Here is a 22,594-nt window from a genome sequence, read left to right as displayed (position 1 = left end):
GATAACGTTGTTTGTTCTGCGTCATGCCCGGCCTTGTGCCGGGCATTTTTTGGTCAGCCCAGCGCCTCGACGAAACTGTCGAGCACCATCTTTCGCCCCGCCTTGTCGAACTCGACCGTGAGCTTGTTCCCGTCTACGGCTTCGATCGTGCCGGGGCCGAACTTCGTGTGCAGGACGCGTCCGCCGATCCTGAAGCCCGAGCCGCCGGTGGACTTCGCCACCAGTTCTCCCTCGATCAGCATGGGGCCGCGCCGTTCGCCGGAGCGGCGGGCGGAATAGCCGCCATCCTCGGTCGTGGCGCGATGCGCCTGCGCGCGCTGCCAGCCGGGTGTCTGGTAGGACGAGCCGCTGAAGGGCTGCATGCGGTCGAAGCGCGAGCCGCCATAGGAGAAGTTGGCCGGAGCCTCGGCAATCTCCACGTTCGACTCGGGCAGGTCGTCGACGAAGCGGCTCGGCACGGTCGAGTTCCACAGGCCGTGGATGCGCCGGTTGGAGGCGAAGTAGATTTTGGCCCGGCGCCGCGCGCGGGTGAGGCCCACATGCGCCAGGCGACGCTCCTCTTCGAGGCCGGCGCGGCCGCTCTCGTCGAGGGCGCGCTGGTTCGGGAAGAGCCCTTCCTCCCAACCGGGCAGGAAGACCGTGTCGAACTCCAGACCCTTGGCGGCATGAAGGGTCATCAGGCTCACGCGCTCGACGGTATCGGATTCATTGGCTTCCATGACCAAGGACACATGCTCGAGGAAGCTCTGCAGGTCCGGGAATTCCTCCATGGAGCGCACGAGCTCCTTGAGGTTTTCCAGTCGCCCCGCCGCATCGGCCGATTTATCCTTCTGCCACATGTCGGTGTAGCCGGATTCCTCCAGCACGGTCTGCGCAACCTCGGACTGGGACATGGTCTCGGACAGCTTCGCCCAGCGGCCGAAGGAGATGAGAAGATCGCGCAAGGTGGCGCGCGGCTTGGGCTTCAGCTCGTCGGTCTCGACGATGAAGCGCGCCGCCTCCATGAGCGGCACGCGCGCCGCACGGGCATGGTTGTGCAGCACCTGGATCGTCGCATCGCCCAGGCCTCGCTTCGGCGTGTTCACGATGCGCTCGAAGGCGAGATCGTCCGCCGGCTGGTTCACGACGCGCAGATAGGCGAGCGCATCGCGGATTTCCGCGCGTTCGTAGAAGCGCGGGCCGCCGATGACGCGGTAGGGCACGCCGAGGGTCACGAGCCGGTCTTCGATCTCGCGCATCTGGGCCGAGATGCGCACCAGGATCGCGATCTCGGAGAGGGGATGCTTCTTGGCGTGCAGCGCCTCGATCTCCTCGCCGATGAGGCGGGCCTCGTCCTCGGAGTCCCATGCGCCTGTGATCGTCACCTTCTCGCCGGGCTCGTCCTCGGTGCGAAGCGTCTTGCCGAGGCGGCCCTGGTTCTTGGCGATGAGGCCGGAGGCGGCGGAGAGGATATGGCCGGTGGAGCGGTAGTTGCGCTCGAGCCGGATCACGGTCGCGCCGGGAAAGTCGTGCTCGAAGCGCAGGATGTTGTCGACCTCGGCGCCGCGCCAGCCATAGATCGACTGGTCGTCGTCGCCGACGCAGCACAGGTTCTTGCGGGCCTGGGCGAGAAGCCTGAGCCAGAGATACTGGGCGACGTTGGTGTCCTGGTACTCGTCCACCAGCATGTAGCGGAAGCGGTTCTGGTACTGCTCCAGAATGTCCGGATGATCGCGCCACAGGCGCAGGCATTCGAGCAGCAGGTCGCCGAAATCGACGGCGTTCAGCGTCTTGAGGCGTTCCTGATAGGCCCGGTAGAGCCGCCCGCCCTTGCCGTTGGCGAAAGCGCCGGCCTCGCCGGCCGGCACCTGATCGGGCCCGAGGCCCCGGTTCTTCCAGCCGTCGATGTAGCCGGCAAGTTGTCGGGCCGGCCAGCGCTTCTCCTCCACGCCCTCCGCCTCGATCACCTGCTTCATCAGGCGCAGCTGGTCGTCCGTGCCGAGAATGGTGAAGTCGGAGCGCAGACCCACGAGCTCCGCATGGCGGCGCAGGATCTTGGTGCCGATGGAGTGGAACGTGCCGAGCCACTGCATGCCCTCGGCCACGGGGCCGATGACGGCCGTGATGCGCTCGCGCATCTCCCGCGCGGCCTTGTTGGTGAAGGTCACGGACAGGATCTGGGACGGGTAGGCCTTCCCGGTGGCGATCAGGTGGGCGATCCGGGTGGTGAGCACGCGGGTCTTGCCGGTGCCGGCGCCGGCCAGCACGAGAACCGGACCCTCGGTCGCCTCCACGGCGGCGCGCTGCTCCGCATTCAGGCCGTTCAGATAGGGGGATTGCGGCGCAACCGCCGCACGGGCGCGGGCGCTCAGCGAGCCGGACGCCGGCTCATGGGCGAGGCCGTCCTGCGGATCGGGTCTGGGATCGGACTGATTCATCGGCGGGACCATGGATCAAAAGGCGAACGGCGTCGAGCCCGGAATGCCTGTCGCTCCTGCCGCAGGGGCGAACCTTGGAGCCGTAACGTCATTGTTGAGGAGAGGGCCCATTCCCATATGGGAATGACAGCCCCGAAGAGGAATGTCCCATGCGTTTCGTGGCGGCTCTTGCCATCGCCTCCAGCCTCGTCCTGCCCCTGGCCATCCCGGCCGACGCTCAGACGCGCCTGCCTCGCGTGAGCCCGTCCGAGCGGACCTCGAAGGAGATCAACAGGCAGATCCGGCAGGATCAGCGGCTGCTGAATCTGGAGGAGCGGATCCAGATGGAGAACAACCAGATCCGCCAGGACATCCGACGGGAGCGTCTCTTCGCTCCCCGGGCGCTGCCCCCGGTCCCTCGCGGAGCCTGCCCGCGCGGTTCTATCAGCTGCTAGAGCATAGGACCCAAAAGTGGATTTGCACTTTTGGGATCCATCCGATGCTCAATCCTTGGTGCGCTAATGCCGAGTGCCCGAGGCCGACAGGGCCTCTTGGATCTCGGCCCGGTGCGGAATGCCGATGACGCGGCCCAGGTTCTGAGGCTTGGGAAGCCGGGCGTGGGTGGTCTTCATCACCGCGAGATTGGCCGTGATATCCTCCGGGAAGGGGCAGACCTTCCGGGTTTCCATGTCCACGTGGAGAGACAGGCCCTCCATGGTGGCGGCAACCCAACCCTCGCCCGCATGGCGGATTTCCATGTAGTAGTGGATGCGCTTCTCGTCATAATCCACCAGCTGGAGCGTGACGCGCGCCCGGTCGTGCATCTTCAGCTCGCGCTTGTAGGTCGTGTGCACTTCGGCGGCGAAGTAGGAGGCCTTGCGCTTCTCCAGGTAATCGTGGCCCAGGCCGACTAGGCTGAAGCCTTCCTCCACGGCCCGGTCGAAGAGCACGTGGTAATAGGCCATGTTCATGTGGCCGTTATAGTCGATCCAGGCGGGCTCGACCCGCATCGTGGAGGACACGAAGGGCGCAAAGAAAAAGACGGGTGTCCGCTTTTCCATGGTCAAACTCGTTTCTGAACGCCTTTGGGGTGCCCATCCCCAACCACCGGAAGAAACAATGTTAGCACGATCCGGCAGCTTGTGCATGAGGGGTGCGGCATCTTTCTCTCCGGAGTGTTGCCTTTGCAACGGTTCTGGTAGCTATGGGGAACCCGAGCATCACAACCGGATCTGAAGCCTCCATGAATGCGCCTCACGCTGCCGTCCGCCAGAAGGCGACGGATGCCGCCCTTGCCTCCCTCGTGTCCGAACTGTCCGGGCGTTTCGGCGACCGCGTCGTCACCTCGGCCGCCGTGCGCGAGCAGCACGGGCATTCGCTCACCTGGGTGAAGAACCAGCCGCCGGACGTGGTGGTCTATCCCCGGACCACGGAGGAGGTGGCGGAGGTCGTCAGGCTCTGTGCCGCGCACGAGACCCCGATCATTCCCTACGGCACTGGCACATCCCTGGAAGGTCATATCAACGCTCCCTATGGAGGAGTTTCCATCGATCTCAGCCTCATGAAGCGCATCATCGCCGTCCATGACGAGGACCTCGACTGCGTGGTCGAGGCCGGGGTGACGCGCAAGGAGCTCAACGAGCACCTGCGCGACAAGGGCCTGTTCTTCCCCATCGATCCAGGCGCCGACGCCTCCATCGGCGGCATGGTCGCCACGCGGGCGTCCGGCACCAATGCGGTGCGCTACGGAACCATGAAGGACGTGGTGCTGGCGCTGACCGTCGTGCTGCCCAATGGCGAGATCGTGAAGACGGCGAGCCGCGCCAAGAAAAGCTCGGCGGGCTACGATCTCACCCGCCTCCTGATCGGCTCGGAAGGAACCCTGGGCATCGTCACCGAGATCACCCTCAAGCTCAACGGCATCCCCGAGGCGATCTCGGCCGGCATCTGCCCCTTCCCGTCGGTGAAGGCGGCCTGCGACGCCGTGATCATGACGATCCAGTCCGGCATCCCGGTGGCCCGCATCGAGCTGCTCGACGAGGTGCAGGTGAGGGCGGTCAACCTCCATTCCAAGCTCACCCTGCCGGAGAGCCCCCTGCTGCTTCTGGAGTTCCACGGCTCCGAGGCCGGGGTGCAGGAGCAGGCGGAGCGCTTCGGCGAGATCGCGGCCGAGTTCAGCGGCGGGCCGTTCGAGTGGGCCACGAAGCCCGAGGAGCGCTCCCGGCTCTGGCAGGCCCGGCACGATGCCTATTGGGCCGCCAAGGGCCTGAGGCCGGGCGCTCAATCGGTGGCGACGGACGTCTGCGTGCCGATCTCGCGGCTGGCCGAATGCGTCGACGCCACGAAGCAGGACATTCTGGAGTGCGGGCTCATCGCTCCCATCGTGGGCCATGTGGGCGACGGCAATTTCCACGTCCAGCCTCTCGTGAACGCTGACGATCCGGCGGAAATCGAGGCCTGCGAGGCCTTTGTCGACCGGCTCGTGCGGCGGGCGGTGGCCATGGAGGGCACCTGCACGGGCGAGCACGGGGTCGGCCAGAAGAAGATGAAATACCTGGAGATCGAGCATGGGCCGGCGGCGCTGGGGCTCATGCGCGTCTTGAAACAGGCTATCGACCCTCACAACATCATGAATCCGGGCAAGATCATCGCGCTTTGACGGTGAAACACGGTGAATGGCGCTCCCGGTCCTTGCCGCGATGGGCTAAGGACGTGTCAGAGTAACGGAGAAAAGGCAGCTTCTTGCGCGATATCCTGACGATCATCGCATCCATCGTGATCCTGATCCTGGCGATTGCCGTGGCGGCGCCTCCCTTGATCTCCTGGGAGGCCTATCGCGGCACGATCGACCAGATGATCGCGCGCGCCTCCGGCACGGAGGTCCAGACCGAGGGCGCCATCGGGATTCGCCTGCTGCCGGAGCCGAGGATCATTCTCGACCGGCTGAGGCTCGGCGGGAAGACGCCGGACTCGCCGGTTCTGACGGCCGACAATGTCCGGGCGGAAGTCGCCCTCACGCCACTGATGCGGGGCGAGGTGCGCTTCACGGAAGCGCGGGTGGGGCGCGCCGACATCCGCATTCCGGTCTCCGGAGACGGGGAATGGCGCCTGCCGCCGGAACTGGTCTCGGGCAGCGGCCGGGCCCGGGAATGGGCCATTGAGAACCTTACCGTCGCCCAGCTCCTCATCACCACGCAGAGCGCGAGTACGGGCCGCACCAACCAGGCCTTCGCCGAGAACGTCCATATCGAAGGTCAGAAGCTCATCGGCCCCTGGCGCGTCGAAGGCACGACCTCGGGCGTGCCTTTCCGCCTGGTGACCGGAGAGCTGGCTGAGGACAAGACCATCCAGGTCAAGCTCTCGGGCGGAGGCGACATCTATCCGCGCTTCGATATCGATGCCCGGTTCGGGCTGGACGGAGGCACCGGCGAGGCTGCAACCCCGAACGTGTCCGGCAAGGCCAAGATCCTATTCGGTCCCCCGGCGCAGGTTGCCGCGGCCGGCATCCCGATCCCGGTGACGGTCGAGACCGAGTTCAAGACGGTGCCGGGGGCGGTCGAACTCAGCCCCGTCAGCCTGGAGGCGGGCGAGGGCGGGGCGAGCCTGCGCATGACCGGTGAGGGCCGGGTCGCGCTCGACGATCCGCGCATATCGCTGCGCCTCGAAGGGCGCCGGCTCGATGCCGACAGCTTCATCCTCTCCGGCAACGGGCAGGATTTCGCGAGCCGCCTGCAGCAATGGTCCCTGCCGCTGATCCGGGTGCCCATCGATCTCGACCTCAAGATCGACAGCATCGGACTGGGCCAGGAGGATCTGACGAACGCCAGTCTGCGCCTGTCCCTGGATACCGGACGGGCGCGGCTGGACCGCATCGTGTTCACGGCTCCCGGCGACACCAAGGTGGCGCTCGAGGGCCAGCTCGGCCTGACCACGAAGGGCGGCATCAACGGCAAGGTGGCGTTGGCCTCTAAAGCGTCCGACCGTCTCGCGCGCTACCTTGCGAAGATCAATCTAAAATCGCCGCTGCTGACGGCCCTCGACGGGCGTCCGGTCGAGCTCTCCTCGGAGGTGGCGTTCTCGAACCCGGTCCTGTCATTCAACCGAATGCGGCTCAAGATGGGCGAGTCCACGCTCACCGGCAATGTCCGCTACACGGCCCCGGAGGCGAACGAGCGCGGCAAGCTTGAGGCGCAGGTTGCCATCCAGGGCCTGGATCTCGACGACCTGCCTCAGGTCTCCAGCGTGTTCCAGGCCACCGAGAATCTCGATGTCGGCTTCATCCTGGACGCGCGCGGGGTCAGCGCCGGCAGGAGCCCGCCGACGGGGCGGATCACGGCGCGCATCCTCTCCGACGGCCGGGCCCTGGTGGTCGAGACCCTCGACATCGTGGATCTTGCCGGCGCCAATGCCCGGGTGCGCGGGCGGATCGCCCCGGACGGCACGGGCCGGATCTCCGGCAAGGTCACCGCCCAGCGGGCCGAGCCCCTGATCGATCTCCTGGGAAGCGTCTGGATTGGCGGAATCTCCAAGCTCGTGCCGCATTTCGTCCGGGAAGGGGCGCTCGATCTCGATGTGGTCTCCGAGCGGGTGGCGCCCGCTCCCGGCTCCAACGAGCTGCGCCTGCGCACGACGGCCACCGGCCGCATGGCCGGCGGGCCCTTCGAAGGCAGGGTCGAGTCCATCGACGGGCGCACCGAGAGCCTGACCCTCAGCCTCTCGACCGATAACACGGGGCGCTGGGTCAACCGGCCGAACATGGCCGGCCTCAACCAGCCCTCCAGGATCGACATCCGCGGCTCCCGCGTCGATTCCGGCCGCTTCAGCGTCACCCTCACGGGGGACATGGCCGGGTTGAAGGTTGCCACGACACGGCCGTTCGCCCTGAGCCAGGGCGACGACGTGGTGGACAGCGGCGAAGTGGAGATCGCCACCCCCGACATTACCCCCTTCCTGCGCCTGCTCGGCGACGGGGCCGGCGTTTCCCCGCCGGTGCCGGTGAGCGGGCGGGTCACCCTCGGCCGGGAGCGCGGGGCGACCCTTCTGGACATCAACGCCAAGGTCTCCAACGAGCCCGTGCAGGCGCGCCTCGTGGCCGCCTCCCGCTCCGAGATCAGCGGCGAGGTCTCTCTCGGCCGCCTCTCCATGCCGTGGTTCGTGGCCGCGCTGGCGCTCAACGTGCCGGGCGATCAAACCACAAATTCCATCTGGTCCACGGCCCAGTTCGGCCAGAGCGGGCGCCTCGTCACCGGCGGCCAGGTGACCTTCCGGGTGGGGATGCTCGAACTGGGCCGCGGCCTCCAGGCCACCCGGGCCTCCTTCCTCCTGGCCGCCCAGCCGGACGGGATCTCCATCCGGAACCTCGAGGCGACCATCGGTTCGGGCAGGATCACCGGCACGACGACGATCACCCGGCAGGGGGCGCTGGCCACCATCGTGGGCGAGGGAGCTCTGGACCGGGTACCCCTGTGGGCCCTGGTGGGCCAAACGCCCTTCGAGGCCGTTCTGTCCGGCCCGCTCCGCTTCGGGGCGGCAGGATCGAGCCTGTCGGAGCTGGTCGCCAATCTCGGCGGCGCCGGCGAGTGGCAGGTCACGAACCTCCGGATTCCCGCGGCCGACCCGAATGCCTTCGACCGCGCGTTCAAGCGGGCGCTGGCCGAGAACGATCCCCTGGTCGAGGGCAAGGCGGAAGCCATTCTCGGCATGGAGCTTGGAAAGGCGCCTTTCAATGCAGGCCCGGTCAAAACCTCGGCGGCCCTCGTGGGCGGGGTGCTGCGGCTCTCGCCCTTCGTGGCGGAGAGCGGGCCGGCCGTCTGGCAGGGCGGCATCACCTACGACCTGAAGAACCTCCAGCTCGAGGCCCGTGGCGCGCTCACGGCCAAGACGGCCCCGGCCGAATGGGTCGGCGCTCCGCCGTCCATCGGGCTGAACTGGCAGGGCTCCCTGGCGGCTCCCACCCGCCAGATCGACGCCGGGCCGTTCCGCAATGGGCTCGCCGCCATCGTGCTCAAGCGGGAACTAGAGAAGATCGAGGCGTTCGAGCGGGCCGCTGCGGCGCGCCAGCGCCAGATCGAGGCGCAGCGCGAGGCCGAGCGCCAGAGGGCTAAGGCGGCCGAAGAAGAGGCCCTGCGGCAGGCCAAGGCACGGGCCGAGGCCGAGCGGGTGCGCCGGGAGGCGGAGCGGCTGCAATCGGAGCAGCGCAGGCAGCCGGAGGAGCCCGAACCGGCCCCGACGCAGACCTCCCTGCCGCCCCTGAATCCGCCCGTCGAGGTGGCTCCCCCGCCGTCGGTCTACGGGGCTCCGCCGGTACGCTGATCGGCGCATTTCTCCCTCTCCCGTTCGGGAGAGGGCTGGGGTGAGGGAAGGCCGGTGCCGAACGAGGCGCTGCGGGTGACGTGCTGCATCGGACGTGTCGGCGCAGGCTGGTGAAGCGTCACGCCCTCACCCCTGCCCCTCTCCCGCCCGGGAGAGGGGAACCCGCGCAAACTTTCTAAACCGATACGGCACTGTCCGATGGCGGCATGCCCAGCCGCTGCCGCAAATCGTTGAGCACGAAGACGCGGATGGCGGAGGACAGGTTCTGCTCGCCGCGCTCCGCATCGATGCGCCCGATCAGGGCCTGAACGGAGATCGTCTCCCGTTCAGCAATCTCCCTCAGGCCCTCCCAGAACGGCTCCTCAAGGGAGATGCTCGTCCGGTGGCCGGCAATGGAGACGGAGCGCTTGAGAACCGCGAAGCCCATTCACGGGGTCTCGTCGGGATCGCGCTTGTGGGCCTCGAGGCGGCTCTTCGCCCTATCCTGCTCGGCCTTCGTCAGCGTCTTCTCGGCCTTGGTGCGGCCGAAGCTGACACGGTTCTGTTCGGCGCGGGCCTCCTTGTCGGCCCGAGCCTTGTTCTTGCGCGCCTGGCGCAGATTGATGATCTCAGCCATGGTGCGACGCCAGCATCGGCCCCAAAAGTGGAATGCACTTTTGGGACTCAGGCGATGCTGCCTTTTCTAAGCGGCGCATGGTTCGGTGCGTAAAACCGGAGCCACTTTTCACTGTCGTGGCCCTTCGGGTCGCTAGCGCGGCCCGCTGGGTCCGCACGATGCGCTGCCTCATTCGCCCGGCTGCAGCATCGTCTCGGGACGAACCACGGCGTCGAACTCCTCGGACGAGACGCCGGCCTTGAGGGCCTCTTCCTTGAGCGTCGTGCCGTTCTTGTGCGCGGACTTCGCAATGGCGGCCGCCTTGTCGTAGCCGATGGTCGGCGCCAGCGCCGTCACGAGCATGAGCGAGCGCTCCATCAGCTCCTTGAGGCGGTCCTTGTTCGGCTCGATGCCGACGACGCAGTTGTCCGTGAAGCTGACCGCGCCGTCCGCCAGCAGGCGGATCGACTGCAGCACGGCATTCACGATCACCGGCTTGAACACGTTGAGCTCGAAATGGCCCTGGCTGCCGGCGAAGGTGACCGTGGTCTGGTTGCCGGCCACCTGGCAGCACAGCATCGTCATGGCCTCGGCCTGGGTCGGGTTGACCTTGCCGGGCATGATCGACGAGCCGGGCTCGTTCTCGGGCAGGGAGATCTCGCCGATGCCGGAGCGGGGGCCGGAGCCCATCAGGCGGATGTCGTTGGCGATCTTGAACAGGCCGGCAGCCAGGCTCGCCAGCGCGCCGTGGGTGAAGACCAGGGCATCCTTCGAGGCCAGCGCCTCGAACTTGTTGGTGGCCGAGGTGAAGGGCAGCGCCGTGAGCTCCATGACCTTCGCGGCGAAGCGGTCCGCAAATTCCGGATGCGCATTCAGGCCGGTGCCGACGGCGGTGCCGCCCTGGGCCAGGGCATAGATGCCGGGAAGGGTCGCCTCGATGCGGGCGATGCCGAGACGCACCTGCGCGGCGTAGCCGGAGAACTCCTGGCCGAGGGTCACCGGGGTCGCGTCCTGCAGGTGCGTGCGGCCGATCTTGACGATGTCCTTGAAGGCTTCCTGCTTGGCTTCCAGCGCCTTCAGAAGGTGCTTGAGACCGGGGATCAGCCGATCATGGACCTCGCGGGCGACCGCGATGTGCATGGCGGTGGGAAACGAGTCGTTTGACGACTGGCCCATGTTCACATGGTCGTTGGGGTGAACCGGCTTCTTGCTGCCGCGCTCGCCGCCCAGGCGCTCGATGGCGAGGTTCGAGAGAACCTCGTTCATGTTCATGTTGGACTGGGTGCCCGAGCCCGTCTGATAGACCACGAGCGGGAACTGGTCGTCATATTTGCCCTGCACAACATCGGCGGTCGCCGCCGCGATGGCGTCGGCCAGGCGCGGCTCCAGCTTGCCCAGATCCTTGTTCACAAGCGCGGCCGCCTGCTTCACGATGGCCAGCGCATGGACCAGCGGGAGCGGCATCCGGTCCGTCCCGATGCGGAAGTTCTGGATGGAACGCTGCGTCTGCGCGCCCCAGAGCTTGTCGGCGGGAACGTCGATGGGGCCGAAGGTATCTGTTTCGATGCGGGTGGAGGGCGACATCCTGACCTCTTTCGATGGAGTTGCGTGTTCTTATCTCAAATGATGGCGCTCGCAACCGTCGAACGCGCATGGAGGCCTTGGAAATTCGCATGAGCGACACCCTGGAAACGCCCCTTTTCCGCCCGCCTCACCCCAAGCCCCGCACCGAGCTTCTCGGCATGGTGGCCTTCCTGCGCGCGGTGCGCGAGAACCCCCTGAACATGTGGATGGAGGCTCATTTCGAGGAGCCGGTCGTCACGGGCGACGGCGCCATGGGGCGCATGACCGTGGTGAGCGATCCCGCCGGCATCCGCCACATCCTGGTGGACAACGTCGCCAACTACCGCAAGGACGACTTGCAGATCCGGATCCTGGCGCCGGGACTGGGCCGGGGCCTCGTGACGGCGGAGGGCGAGGAGTGGCGGCTTCAGCGCCGCACCCTCGCGCCGCTCTTCACCCCGCGCACGGTCACGGGCTTCTTCCCGGCCATGGTGGAGGCGGCGGACCGCCTCGTCAGGCGCTGGCAGAGACGGCCCGACGGGCGCGTGGTCGATGCCGCTCTCGACATGACCCGGGTCACCCTCGACGTGCTGGAGCGGACGATCTTCACGCAAGGCGTGCCGAAGGACCCGGATGCGCTCGGCCGGGCGATCACCCGCTACTTCAACTCCATCGGCCGGGTCGACCCGCTCGACATCTTCGGCTTCCCGGACTGGGTGCCCAGGATCGGGCGCCTGCGGGCGAGGCCGTCGATCCAGTTCTTCGAGGAGACGGTCAACGCGCTGATCGACGCCCGCAAGGCGCTGCTCGCCAGCGGGGAGCCCGCTCCGCGAGACCTGCTCACCCTGCTGCTCGAAGCGGCTGACCCCGAGACCGGCAAGGGGCTCTCCGACATCGAGGTGCGGACGAATATCGTCACCTTCATCGGCGCCGGGCACGAGACCACGGCCAATGCCCTGTCCTGGACGCTCTATCTGCTCTCGCAGGACGAGCGGGCCCGCGCCCGTGTCGAGCGGGAGGTGGACGAGGTGCTGGGGGAGGGGGAGATCGAGCCGCATCACCTGGAGCGGCTCGTCTATACCCGGGCGGTGATCGACGAGGCGGTCCGGCTCTACCCGCCGGCACCATACATGAGCCGCACGGCCATCGCGGACGACCGGATCGGCGATGTGGACATCCCGGCCGGATCGATGGTGGCGATCTCGCCTTATGTGCTGCACCGTCACCGCAGGCTGTGGGACGAGCCCGATGCCTTCCGGCCTGAGCGCTTCCTGCCTGAGAACCGTAAGGGGATCGACCGCTTCGCGTATCTGCCTTTCGGGGCGGGCCCGCGGGTGTGCATCGGCGCGAGCTTCTCGCTGCAGGAGGCCGTGATCGTGCTGGCAAGCATCGCCCGGTCCATGCGGCTCGATCTCGTGGAGGGGCACGCGGTCGAGCCCGTTCAGCGCATCACCCTGCGGCCAGGCAACAGCCTGCCCATGCGCGTGACGCAGCGCGTGCGCAAAGAGGCTTTGGCCGAAGCGTGAAGGGGGCTTAGTTCTTCTTGCGGAAAGCGTCGAGGCTGACGACCTCGGCGGTGCCTGAGGCCGCGTCGGACTCGGGCGCCTGCTCCACCGGAGCCTCGGCCTGCGGGGCTGCGGTCGGCTTCTCGGCTGCGGGCAGCGCCTTGCGGGGCTGCTTCAACTCCACGGGTTCCGCCGTGCCGCGCGCCGGCTGAGGCGCGGGCTCGGCCTCCTGAGCCTCCTCCTCGCCGTCATCCTGGCTGTCGAACTTCAGGCCGAACTGCACGGACGGATCGAAGAAGCCAGTGAGCGCATCGAACGGGATCAGCAGCCGCTCCGGGATGCCGGAGAAGGATAGCCCCACCTCGAAGGTGTGCTCGGTGACGTTGAGGTCCCAGTACTGGTGCTGGAGGACGATGGTCATCTCCTGCGGGTACTTCTCGCGCAGGCGGTTCGAGAGGCGAACGCCGGGAAAATCCGTCTGGAAGGAGATGTAGAAATGGTGCTCGCCCGGAAGCCCGTCCTTGGCATCGATCAGCACCTTGCGCACGACGCCCTTGAGCGCGTCCTGCACCAGAAGATCGTAGCGGATCAGGTCTTTACCACCGGCCATGCGTGAGCCCTTGCAGAAACAAAAGTGGAGGCTTCTGTTGCCAGGTGCCTCCGGACCCCGCCTTACGGTGCTAACCGCAAGGGCTTTGATTCGGCTTTAGGGACCGCTTACGCAGCCACTGCAACCGGAGCATAGTTGTCGTTGGCAACTATAGATTCGGCCCGATAACGGCGGAACCATGCCGAGCGAAAGTCTACCCTTTACGCCCTCGTCGATCCTATTTCGCCCCCGCCGAAAGCCAGATCCTGCCTGGATTTTGGTGGAGGCGCCGGGTACCGCCCCCGGGTCCGATGGGTTTATTCCGATAGCCGTTTATCGCCATAGCCGATCTTGCGACCGGCACCCCCAATATAGGCAGGGCGGACGGAATTTGAAAGAGTGGGGATGGGGATGAATTGCGACTCGGAAGGCCAGACCCCCTGACCTATAATGCGCCGAGGAGCACCGCATGCAGGCCTACCACGATCTCATCCGCCGCATCATGGACGAGGGCGTCCGCAAGGACGACCGCACCGGAACGGGCACGATCTCCGTGTTCGGCCACCAGATGCGCTTCGATCTCAGCGAGGGGTTTCCGCTCGTCACCACGAAGAAGCTGCACCTGCGCTCCATCGTCCATGAACTGCTGTGGTTCCTCAAGGGCGACACCAATATCCGCTACCTGAAGGAGAACGGTGTTTCGATCTGGGACGAGTGGGCGGACGAGAACGGCGACCTCGGTCCCGTCTACGGCAAGCAGTGGCGCTCCTGGGCCAAGCCCGACGGTGGGACGGTCGATCAGATCCGTTGGGTTCTCGACGAGATCCGTCGCAACCCGGACAGCCGCCGCCTGATCGTCTCCGCCTGGAACCCGGCCGACCTCGACAGGATGGCGCTCGCGCCCTGCCACTGCCTGTTTCAGTTCTACGTCGCGGAGGGGCGGCTCTCCTGCCAACTCTACCAGCGCTCGGCAGACGTGTTCCTCGGCGTGCCCTTCAACATCGCGTCTTACGCGCTGCTCACGCATATGATGGCGCAGGCGACCGGGCTGCAGCCCGGCGACTTCGTCCACTCCTTCGGCGACGCGCACCTCTACCTGAACCATCTGGAGCAGGCGCGCCTGCAGCTCTCCCGCGATCCGAGGTCGCTGCCGAAGCTGCGGCTCAACCCGTCGGTGCGGTCGCTGTTCGACTTCACCTACGACGACATCGCGATCGAGGATTACGACCCGCATCCGGCCATCAAGGCTCCCGTCGCGGTCTGACCATCATGAACAGGCGCGAGGCCATCGAGAGCGCCGTGCGCATCCTCGCTCCGCGCATTCCAAGGCACGAATTCGAGGCCGTGACCGATCATGCGCTGGGCAGCCGCGGTCTGCACGGCGCCTCCCCGGAGGCGGCGGCCTGGCTTTCGATCACGGCCTATATCCGCCACCGTCTGACGGATTACGACAGCCTTCTGGACGACGGCTACGATCAGGAGAGCGCCCGGTTCTTCGTGCTCGACGACATGAACGCCGTCCTGGAGGAGTGGGGTTCGCCCCGGCGCGTGCAGTCTGAGGACGAGACGGAATAGGCTCGACAGTAAAAATAGGAATTGTCACAAGACAGCATGACTCTTTCAATCCGACCTGCCACTGGGTCCGACGCGGCCCTGATCTTCCGCTTCATCCGCGAACTCGCCGAGTACGAGCGGCTGGCCCATGAGGTCGATGCGACCGAGGCCGATATTGCCGCGGCGCTCTTCGGCCCCAACCCGCGCGTCTTCGCGGATATCGCCGAGTGGGAGGGCGAGCCCGCCGGCTTTGCCCTCTGGTTCTACAACTTCTCGACCTTTCGCGGGCGCCATGGGATCTATCTCGAGGACCTTTTCGTGCGGCCGGAGCTGCGCTCGAAGGGAGTCGGCCGGGCCCTGCTGCGGCACCTGGCGCAGCGGTGCATGGCGGAGGGGTTGCCCCGCCTCGAATGGTGGGTTCTCGACTGGAATGAGCCGGCCTTGCGCGTCTACCGCGCCATCGGAGCGATCCCCATGGAAGAATGGACGGTACAGCGCATGACAGGCGAGGCTCTGAAGCGACTGGCGGAGGAGCCATGACAATGCCCCTGATCCTCGTGGTCGCGATGGCCGAGAACGGCGTCATCGGACGGGACAATCGCCTGCTCTGGCGGATCAAGACCGACCTGGGGCGCTTCCGCCGCCTCACCATGGGGAAGCCGATGATCATGGGACGCAAGACGTTTCAGTCGATCGGCAAGCCCCTGCCGGGCCGGGAGACCATCGTGCTGACCCGCGACGAGGGATTTGCCGCGGAAGGTGTGCATGTGGCCCACACCTGGGAGGAGGCCGTGGCGAAGGGGGAGGAGCTCGCAGCCGTAATGGGAGCCGATGCCGTCGCCGTGGCAGGCGGGGCCGAGATCTATGCTCTCGCGTTGCCGCATGTGCAGACGCTCTTCCTGACCCAGGTGCATACGGCGCCCGAGGGCGATGCGGTTTTTCCGGCGTTCGACCGGTCACAGTTTCGCGAGGTGAAGCGGGAGGATCATCCGAAAAGCCCGGATGACGAGCATCCGTTTACCTTTATTGATCTCGAAAGGCGTCCTTGAGCCGCCTCAAGGTTGACGAAGCGGTTCACAATCCCCAATTCGCAGGCTTGACAGGCGGAAGAGGCAACACCCACAACCGTCTCAAGTTTCTTATCGGCCGTGTCGGCCGGTCTCTTCGCAAGTGAGGAAAGGCGTCCTATGCCTTGGAGTAACCAAAGCGGCGGCGGCGGCCCCTGGGGGCAACGCGGCGGATCGGGAGGCGGGAAGAGCCCATGGGGCTCCGGTGGCCCGCAGGGGAACGGCAATCCCCCTGATCTTGAAGACATCCTGCGCCGCAGCCAGGATCGGCTGAAGGACTTCATCCCCGGCGGCTCCATGGGAGGCCGGGGTCTGATCGTTCTCGTGCTGGGCGTCATCGCCGTTTGGCTGCTCACCGGCTTCTACACGGTGCGGCCCAACGAGGTCGGCATCAACATGATCTTCGGCCGCTATACGGGAACGTCGGGCGAGGGTCTGCGCTACAACCTGCCTTACCCGATCGGCCGTGTGGTGAAGCCCAACGTCACCGCACAGCAGCGGGTCGAGGTGGGCTACCGCTCCACGCCGACAGGGCAGGGGCGTGCGCGCGACGTGATTGAAGAGAGCCTGATGCTCACCGCCGACGAGAACATCGTCGACATCGACTTCGACGCCGTCTGGCAGATCAACCCGGCCCGTCCGCAGGATTACGTCTTCAACCTGCAGAACCCTGACGGCACCATCAAGTCGGTGGCCGAAAGCGCCATGCGCGAGGTCATCGGCCGCCGCAACATCCAGCCGATTCTGACCACCGAACAGGCCAGCGTGGCCCAGGAAGTGCGCGAGATCATGCAGGAAGCCCTGGATGCCTACGGCGCCGGTGTGCTGATCAACGTGGTCCAGCTCCAGGCGGTCAGGCCGCCGTCGGAAGTCCAGCAGGCCTTCTTCGACGTCAACGCCGCCCAGCAGGATGCGGTGCGCGTGCAGAACGAGGCCGGCGCTTTCGCCAGCCGCGTCGTCCCCGAGGCGCGAGGCGAGGCGGCTCGTACCGTCCAGCAGGCCGAGGCCTATCGGGAGCAGTCGGTGGCCGACGCCACCGGTCAGGCCGCCCGCTTCCGCCAGGTCTACGAGGAGTACCGCAAGGCTCCCGATGTCAGCCGCGAGCGCATCTTCCTCGAGACGATGGAGCGCGTTTATGGCGGCGTGGACAAGGTCATCGTGGATCAGAACGGGCAGGGTGTGGTGCCCTTCCTGCCGCTGACCCAGAACCAGCCGCGTCCGCAGCCTCAGGGCAATACCCCCAACCAGCAGGGAGCCACGCGATGAACGGCTCGACTCTTCGCACGGGCCTCCTGATCCTTGTGGGCCTGATCGCCATCGTGCTCTACAGCGCGGTCTACATCGTGCAGCAGACCCAGTACGCCCTGGTGCTGCGCTTCGGCGCCGTGCAATCCGCCATCTCGGAGCCGGGCCTGAAGTTCAAACTGCCGCTGGTGGACAACGTCACCTACTTCGAGAAGCGGGTGCTCGATCTCGACCTGCCGGTCCAGACCCTTCTGTCGGCCGACCGGCAGAACCTCGAGGTCGATGCCTTCACCCGCTACCGGATCGTCGATCCGCTGCGGTTCTACCAGGCGGTGGGCAGCATCGCCCTGGCCAACCAGCGCCTGCAGAGCTTCACCAACTCGGCCATGCGTAACGTCCTGGCCAGCGCCTCCCGCGATGCCATCGTCCGCACCGATCGTGCCGACCTGATGAACCGCATCCAGGAGGACGTTAACCGGCAGGCAGCCAGCCTCGGCATCGAGATGATCGACGTGCGTCTCACCCGCGTCGACCTGCCGGCCGCCAACAGCCAGGCCGTCTATCAGCGGATGCGCACCGAGCGTGAGCGCGAGGCCGCCGACATCCGGGCCAATGGCCAGCAGCAGGCGCAGACCATCCGTGCCCGCGCCGAGCGCGAGGCGACGGTGATCCGCGCCGAAGCGAACCGGACGGCCGAGGAACTGCGCGGTCAGGGCGATGCGGACCGTAACCGCATCCTCGCCGAGGCCTTCAGCCTCGACCCGGACTTCTTCGGTTTCTATCGCTCGATGCAGGCCTATGAATCGGGGTTGAGAGGCGGGGAAACCCGTCTCGTGCTGAGCCCGGATTCCCAGTTCTTCCGCTACTTCAACGATCCTGCGGGACGCGGAAACGGCGGCGGGGCTCCTGCGCAGGCGGCTCCCACCCGGGTGCCCTCTCCGGCGCCCGCCCAGCCTGCTCCGGCACCGGCTCAGCCGGTGCCGGTTCAGCCGGCGCCGGCCCAGTAAGAACAAGCCTGCCTGATGTTGGACTTGATTGCAGCCCTCGGCCTCGCTCTCGCGGTCGAGGGCATTCTGTTTGCGGCCTTCCCGGATGGGATGCGCAGGGCCATGTACGAGGCGGCCCACAGCCCGAGCGACCAGATGCGGATCGTCGGCATCATTTCGGCCGTGCTCGGCCTGGGGGTGATCTGGCTGGTGCGCCAGTTCGGATGACGTGGGGTCACGCCCCCGTCAATGCCTGCTTGAATGATGAGGCTGAACGCCAATCTATACCCAGGAACTCCGAAAGAGGATTGTCGATGAACACAGCCACGAACGCGCTGGCGCCTTCCACGACGGTGCCGCCCCAGCGTCCCCTGCGGCGGCTCGCCGTGTCATGCTTCGCGGCCCTGACCCTGGTCGCGACGGCGATGCCGCTGCCGTCCTATGCCCGCTCGGCTCCTGACTCCTTCGCCGACCTGGCCGAGGAGGTCACGGGCGCCGTGGTCAACATCTCGGCCTCGACGACGGTCGAAGCCCGCAACCGCACCTTGCCGCAGCTGCCGCCCGGCACGCCCTTCGAGGATCTCTTCGAGGAGTTCTTCAACCGTCGCGGCCAGGGTGGCGGACCCGGAGGCGAGAGTTCTCCCTCGCGTCCGCGCAGCTCGAACTCCCTCGGCTCCGGCTTCGTGATCGATCCGTCCGGCATCGTGGTGACGAACAATCACGTGATCGGCGACGCCAATGACATCAGCGTGATCTTCCCCGACGGCACGCGCCTGAAGGCGGAAATCATCGGCAAGGATTCCAAGGTCGATCTCGCCGTCCTGAAGGTCACGTCCGACAAGCCCCTCAAGGCGGTGAGGTTCGGCGACTCCGAAACAATCCGCCCCGGTGACTGGGTCATGGCCATCGGCAACCCGTTCGGCCTCGGCGGCTCCGTGACGGCCGGCATCGTGTCGGCCCGCGGCCGCAACATCGAATCCGGTCCCTACGACAACTACATCCAGACCGACGCCTCCATCAACAAGGGCAATTCCGGCGGTCCGCTCTTCAACATGAACGGCGAGGTCATCGGCATCAACACGGCCATCCTCTCGCCCACGGGCGGCTCGGTCGGCATCGGCTTCGCGGTTCCGGCCTCCACGGCGGTGCCGATCATCGATCAGCTGCGCCAGTTCGGCGAGACCCGTCGCGGCTGGCTCGGCGTGCGCATCCAGAACGTGGACGAGCCCACCGCCGAGGCCCTGAACCTCGGCAGCGCGCGCGGCGCTCTCGTGGCCGGCGTCGACGACAAGGGGCCTGCCAAGCCGGCCGGTATCGAAGTGGGTGACGTGATCGTCCGCTTCGACGGCAAGGAGGTGAAGGATTCCCGCGACCTGCCCCGGATCGTGGCCTCGACGCCGGTCGGCAAGGCCGTCGACGTGACGATCGTGCGCAAGGGCCAGGAGATGACCCGGCAGGTCACCCTCGGTCGTCTGGAGGACACCGAGAAGCAGGCCAGCCTGCAGCAGCCCTCGACCGAGCCGCAGACGGCCACCCGCCAGGCGCTCGGCCTCAACATGTCCGGCATGACGGAAGAGCTGCGCCGCCGCTTCAGCATCAAGGACGACCTCAAGGGTGTGGTGATCACCCGGGTCGACCCGAACTCGGCAGCCTCCGACAAGCGGATCCAGGCCGGTGAGGTGATCGTCGAGGTCAACCAGGAGCCGGTGACGAACCCGGCCGAGGTGACCAAGAAAATCGACGACCTCAAGGCTCAGAACCGCAAGTCGGCCCTGCTGCTGGTGGCCAACGCCCAGGGCGAGGTGCGCTTCGTGGCTCTGTCGATCGAGTAAGCTGATCGGTGCATCAATGATAGGAAAGGCGGCCTCTCAGGCCGCCTTTTTCGTATTCAAGGATGTCTCATCCCTGCACGATGTCCCCTGCCTGATAGCCCTGCACGTAAAGCAGCGCCGATAGATCCGCATGGTCGAGCCGTGCGTGGGCTGCGGCCGCCACCGCGGGCTTGGCCCGGAAGGCCACGCCGAGGCCTGCTTCGCCCAGCATGGCGAGGTCGTTGGCGCCGTCGCCCACGGCCATCGTGTCGTGCGGCGCCAGGCCGAAGCGGGTGCGCAGCTCGATCAGGGTCGCCAGTTTCGCCTCGCGCCCGAGGATCGGCTCCTCGACGAGGCCCGCGAGCCTCTCTCCGTTCAGGATCAGACGGTTCGAGCGGTCCTCATGAAACCCGATCGTCGCTCCGATGGGGTCGGTGAACAGGGTGAAGCCGCCTGACACGAGGCAGGTATAGGCGCCGTTGGCACGCATCGTCCGCACGAGAGCCGTCCCACCGGGAGTGAGCGTGATGCGCTTCTCGATGATCTCGCCGACCACGTTGACGGGCAGGTTCTTCAAGAGAGCCACACGCTCGCGCAAAGCCGGCTCGAAGGCGATCTCGCCGCGCATGGCGCGCTCCGTGATCTCGGAGACTTCCGCTTTGAGCCCGACGTAATCGGCCAGTTCGTCGATGCATTCCTGGCCGATCATGGTGGAGTCCATGTCCGCCAGGAACAGGCGCTTGCGCCGGTGGGCCGACGGCTGGACGACGATGTCGATGGGCTGGCCGTCCAACGCCTGCCGCAGTACGGCCTCTGCCGCTTTGACGTCCTGCGAGCCGGCTACCATCAGATCCGCAGCGATTCCGCTTGCCAGAACAGCCTGTTCCGTTTCTTGTCCGAGCGCCCGGGCTGCCAGGGCCAGGATCTCGTCGGTGACGGCCGGCCGGGACGGGTTGGCAATCAGGGTCGCGACGAGGGAATTCGAAGGTGACGCCATTGGGGAGACCTGAATTGGGGAGACTTGGATTGGAGAGACTTGGCTGTGAGTGACGTTCGGGTCGGCGCGGTTCTCATCGCAGGGCCGACCGCTTCAGGCAAGTCCGCCTTGGGCATCAGGTTGGCGCAGGCCCTCGACGGGGTGGTGATCAATGCCGATTCCATGCAGGTCTACCGCGACCTGTGCGTCATCACCGCACGCCCTACGCCGGAGGAGGAGGCGCAAGCTCCCCACCAGCTCTACGGCCATGTGGATGCAGCCGTGAATTTTTCCGTCGGGCGCTATGTGGCCGATGCCGTCAAGGTCCTGCAGGAGACGCAGGGTCGAAAGCTGCCGATCTTCGTGGGCGGAACGGGGCTCTACTTCAAGGCGCTGACGGAGGGGCTGTCCGACATGCCGGCTGTGCCGGAGGAGGTGCGGGAGCAGGTGCGCCGGGAGAGCGAGGGGCTGGAGACGCCCGAGCTCCACGGCCTCCTCGCCGGTCGCGATCCCGAGACCGCCTCGACCCTCCGGCCGTCGGACCGGCTGCGGATCCAGCGGGCGCTCGAAATCTTCGCCGCAACCGGTCGACCCCTCGTGTCGTTCCATGGCGCCCGTGAGCCGGGTCCCCTCGCCGACAGACCCGTCGTCAAGCTCTTCCTTGCTCCCGACCGGGACGAGCTGCGCCTGCGGATCGACCGCCGCTTCGAGGTCATGATGGAGCAGGGGGCACTCGACGAGGTGAGGGCGCTGGGCGAGCGGAACCTCGATCCCATGCTCCCGGCCATGAGGGCCCATGGCGTGCCGGGTCTCCTGGCCTATCTGCGCGGCGAGATCTCCCTCGCCGAGGCCATCGCCAAGGGGCAGGGAGATACGAGGCGCTACGCCAAGCGCCAGTTCACCTGGTTCCGGCACCAGCTGCAGGACTGGCACTGGGTCGAGCCTGAGAGGGGATTTGAGACAGTGATGGCTCGCATTAATGCCCTCCCAGATAGCCCGTGATCATCTGGTAGAAGGTGATGAAGATCTCGAACACGATCAGGAGGACGATGATCAGTTCGAGACGGAGCGACCGCTCGGTGTCGATGAGGTCGGTCAAGGCCTGAGCCGTATCGCCGATTACCTCGAGCTTGCGGTGGAGCGACGTGGCGCGCTCCTTCAACTCGTATTCGTCCTCCAGGCGGGCGTAGAGGCGCTCCAGGTCGGGGCGATCCCAGAGGACGTCGGGCTTTTCCTCCACGGCCACGCGGCCGGAGACGCGCTGGCGGACCAGGAGGGCATGGCCCACATGCTTGAGAATTTCCCGCCGGCCCGGGGGACGCCGGCCCTTTTCCGCCAGATGCCGCGCGGCGGGCTCCACGATGTCGAAAACGGCCGCCGCCTCCCGCTCGTCACGGGCGAGCGCTGCACTCTTCGAGAGTGCATCCGCAATGACGACCAGCCGCTCGGTGGAGAGCTGCTTGATGTAGATCGGGCCTCCCGGGGGGATCTGGTCGTCTCTGTCCGGCGAGATCTCGATGATCGCTGTTTCCTCCTCATGGCGGGCGAACTCGCCCAGGATCCGCTGGCGCAGGCTGCGGATGACCTCGTCCTCCTCCAGGGGGGTGAGGCCGACGAGAACCGCCACGCCATAGCGGAACAGGGCCACGAAGCCCTCCTGCCCGGTCCGGAAGGCGAGGGGCGTGGTGGACAGGACGTCGCTGCGCTCGAGGCCCGCTATCTCGAGGCGGTCTCCGAGGAGGAGGGCGCGGGCGGTCAGGCGCAGATTCTGCATCGGCGCCCCGGGTGATGAGACGGTATCGGTCATGGTCATACGACTAAAATAGGGGCCTCACCCGAAAAGCTAAGCCGCTGCGTGCCAAGTTCCTCCCGCTTGACCGAATGAAATGGATCGTTTAGCGTCTGCGCAACTTTTGAACCGAAGAGCTGCCCCAATGCGCAAGCTTATTCTCGTAGTACGAGCGCCGTCGACGGAGCGGGATTGACCCGCAGATC

21 protein-coding genes and 1 other RNA gene are annotated in these 22,594 nt (G+C 66.5%); 13 read left to right on the top strand and 9 right to left on the bottom strand.

Features of this window, described 5'->3' with window-relative positions; genetic code table 11:
- Positions 1-53: 53 nt before the first annotated feature.
- The gene (locus JAO75_RS18290) at positions 54-2,417 is read right to left on the bottom strand and encodes an ATP-dependent helicase (protein ID WP_199050579.1); all 2,364 of its coding nucleotides are present in this window, start codon (positions 2,415-2,417) and stop codon (positions 54-56) included.
- A gap of 149 nt (positions 2,418-2,566) precedes the next feature.
- On the opposite strand from JAO75_RS18290, the gene JAO75_RS18285 reads away from it, so the two are divergent.
- Positions 2,567-2,851, top strand: a complete 285-nt coding sequence (locus JAO75_RS18285) for a hypothetical protein (protein WP_199050578.1) — start codon at positions 2,567-2,569, stop codon at positions 2,849-2,851.
- Between the two features lie 63 nt (positions 2,852-2,914).
- On the opposite strand, the gene JAO75_RS18280 is transcribed toward JAO75_RS18285, so the two are convergent.
- Positions 2,915-3,457, bottom strand: coding sequence for a thioesterase family protein (locus JAO75_RS18280; protein ID WP_199050577.1), 543 nt, complete (start codon positions 3,455-3,457; stop codon positions 2,915-2,917).
- A 182-nt stretch (positions 3,458-3,639) separates the two neighbouring features.
- On the opposite strand from JAO75_RS18280, the gene JAO75_RS18275 reads away from it, so the two are divergent.
- Together JAO75_RS18275 and JAO75_RS18270 are read left to right on the top strand one after the other, a co-directional pair.
- Positions 3,640-5,055: an FAD-binding oxidoreductase gene (locus JAO75_RS18275; RefSeq protein WP_199050576.1), complete on the top strand. Its 1,416-nt coding sequence runs from the start codon at positions 3,640-3,642 to the stop codon at positions 5,053-5,055.
- An 83-nt stretch (positions 5,056-5,138) separates the two neighbouring features.
- Positions 5,139-8,708, top strand: a complete 3,570-nt coding sequence (locus JAO75_RS18270) for an AsmA family protein (protein WP_199050575.1) — start codon at positions 5,139-5,141, stop codon at positions 8,706-8,708.
- Positions 8,709-8,883: 175 nt separating this feature from the next.
- Here the strand turns inward: JAO75_RS18270 and JAO75_RS18265 are convergent, their stop codons facing one another.
- The 3 genes from JAO75_RS18265 to fumC form a co-directional block, all read right to left on the bottom strand.
- Positions 8,884-9,135, bottom strand: a complete 252-nt coding sequence (locus JAO75_RS18265) for a ribbon-helix-helix domain-containing protein (protein WP_199050574.1) — start codon at positions 9,133-9,135, stop codon at positions 8,884-8,886.
- Positions 9,136-9,324 (bottom strand): DUF4169 family protein, encoded by a 189-nt coding sequence (locus JAO75_RS18260; protein ID WP_199050573.1) that lies wholly within the window; start codon positions 9,322-9,324, stop codon positions 9,136-9,138.
- A 168-nt stretch (positions 9,325-9,492) separates the two neighbouring features.
- Entirely contained in the window at positions 9,493-10,887 is a 1,395-nt protein-coding gene (fumC, locus tag JAO75_RS18255; protein ID WP_199050572.1) for a class II fumarate hydratase, read from the bottom strand.
- Positions 10,888-10,976: 89 nt separating this feature from the next.
- Here fumC and JAO75_RS18250 point away from each other — a divergent pair, with 89 nt between their 5' ends.
- Positions 10,977-12,392, top strand: a complete 1,416-nt coding sequence (locus JAO75_RS18250) for a cytochrome P450 (RefSeq protein WP_199050571.1) — start codon at positions 10,977-10,979, stop codon at positions 12,390-12,392.
- 7 nt (positions 12,393-12,399) lie between these two features.
- Here the strand turns inward: JAO75_RS18250 and JAO75_RS18245 are convergent, their stop codons facing one another.
- Together JAO75_RS18245 and ssrA are read right to left on the bottom strand one after the other, a co-directional pair.
- Positions 12,400-12,981 carry an SspB family protein gene (locus JAO75_RS18245; RefSeq protein WP_199050570.1) on the bottom strand — a complete coding sequence of 194 codons (582 nt, stop codon included), beginning with the start codon at positions 12,979-12,981 and terminating at the stop codon, positions 12,400-12,402.
- A gap of 23 nt (positions 12,982-13,004) precedes the next feature.
- Positions 13,005-13,361, bottom strand: a transfer-messenger RNA (tmRNA) gene (ssrA, locus tag JAO75_RS18240).
- A 68-nt stretch (positions 13,362-13,429) separates the two neighbouring features.
- Here ssrA and JAO75_RS18235 point away from each other — a divergent pair.
- The 8 genes from JAO75_RS18235 to JAO75_RS18200 all read left to right on the top strand — a co-directional run bounded on the left by JAO75_RS18235 (position 13,430) and on the right by JAO75_RS18200 (position 19,644).
- The gene (locus tag JAO75_RS18235; RefSeq protein WP_199050569.1) at positions 13,430-14,224 is read left to right on the top strand and encodes a thymidylate synthase; all 795 of its coding nucleotides are present in this window, start codon (positions 13,430-13,432) and stop codon (positions 14,222-14,224) included.
- A gap of 5 nt (positions 14,225-14,229) precedes the next feature.
- Entirely contained in the window at positions 14,230-14,535 is a 306-nt protein-coding gene (locus JAO75_RS18230; RefSeq protein ID WP_199050568.1) for a DUF2293 domain-containing protein, read from the top strand.
- Positions 14,536-14,571: 36 nt separating this feature from the next.
- On the top strand, positions 14,572-15,054 hold the full coding sequence (locus JAO75_RS18225) for a GNAT family N-acetyltransferase (protein ID WP_199050567.1): 483 nt from the start codon (positions 14,572-14,574) through the stop codon (positions 15,052-15,054).
- Positions 15,051-15,563: a dihydrofolate reductase gene (locus JAO75_RS18220; protein WP_199050566.1), complete on the top strand. Its 513-nt coding sequence runs from the start codon at positions 15,051-15,053 to the stop codon at positions 15,561-15,563. The genes JAO75_RS18225 and JAO75_RS18220 overlap by 4 nt, the downstream gene beginning before the upstream one ends.
- A gap of 138 nt (positions 15,564-15,701) precedes the next feature.
- The gene (gene hflK, locus JAO75_RS18215; protein ID WP_199050565.1) at positions 15,702-16,847 is read left to right on the top strand and encodes an FtsH protease activity modulator HflK; all 1,146 of its coding nucleotides are present in this window, start codon (positions 15,702-15,704) and stop codon (positions 16,845-16,847) included.
- Complete coding sequence (gene hflC / locus JAO75_RS18210; RefSeq protein WP_199050564.1) at positions 16,844-17,833, top strand: protease modulator HflC; 990 nt, start codon at positions 16,844-16,846, stop codon at positions 17,831-17,833. The genes hflK and hflC overlap by 4 nt, the downstream gene beginning before the upstream one ends.
- Positions 17,834-17,848: 15 nt before the next feature.
- The gene (locus tag JAO75_RS18205) at positions 17,849-18,040 is read left to right on the top strand and encodes a DUF2065 domain-containing protein (RefSeq protein WP_036350916.1); all 192 of its coding nucleotides are present in this window, start codon (positions 17,849-17,851) and stop codon (positions 18,038-18,040) included.
- A gap of 86 nt (positions 18,041-18,126) precedes the next feature.
- Positions 18,127-19,644: a DegQ family serine endoprotease gene (locus tag JAO75_RS18200; protein WP_199050563.1), complete on the top strand. Its 1,518-nt coding sequence runs from the start codon at positions 18,127-18,129 to the stop codon at positions 19,642-19,644.
- A gap of 67 nt (positions 19,645-19,711) precedes the next feature.
- Here the strand turns inward: JAO75_RS18200 and serB are convergent, their stop codons facing one another.
- Positions 19,712-20,620 (bottom strand): phosphoserine phosphatase SerB, encoded by a 909-nt coding sequence (serB, locus tag JAO75_RS18195; protein WP_199050562.1) that lies wholly within the window; start codon positions 20,618-20,620, stop codon positions 19,712-19,714.
- Positions 20,621-20,665: 45 nt separating this feature from the next.
- Here serB and miaA point away from each other — a divergent pair, with 45 nt between their 5' ends.
- Positions 20,666-21,601, top strand: coding sequence for a tRNA (adenosine(37)-N6)-dimethylallyltransferase MiaA (gene miaA / locus JAO75_RS18190; protein ID WP_199050561.1), 936 nt, complete (start codon positions 20,666-20,668; stop codon positions 21,599-21,601).
- On the opposite strand, the gene JAO75_RS18185 is transcribed toward miaA, so the two are convergent.
- Entirely contained in the window at positions 21,576-22,406 is an 831-nt protein-coding gene (locus JAO75_RS18185) for an RMD1 family protein (protein WP_199050560.1), read from the bottom strand. The two genes, miaA and JAO75_RS18185, sit on opposite strands and share 26 nt — an antisense overlap.
- Positions 22,407-22,594 lie beyond the last annotated feature (188 nt).

Origin of the sequence: Microvirga splendida (assembly GCF_016427565.1) — a bacterium.
GTDB classification, from domain to species: domain Bacteria; phylum Pseudomonadota; class Alphaproteobacteria; order Rhizobiales; family Beijerinckiaceae; genus Microvirga; species Microvirga splendida.
The sequence above is the reverse complement of the archived record's forward strand: the minus strand, read 5'-3'. Positions and strand labels throughout refer to the sequence as shown.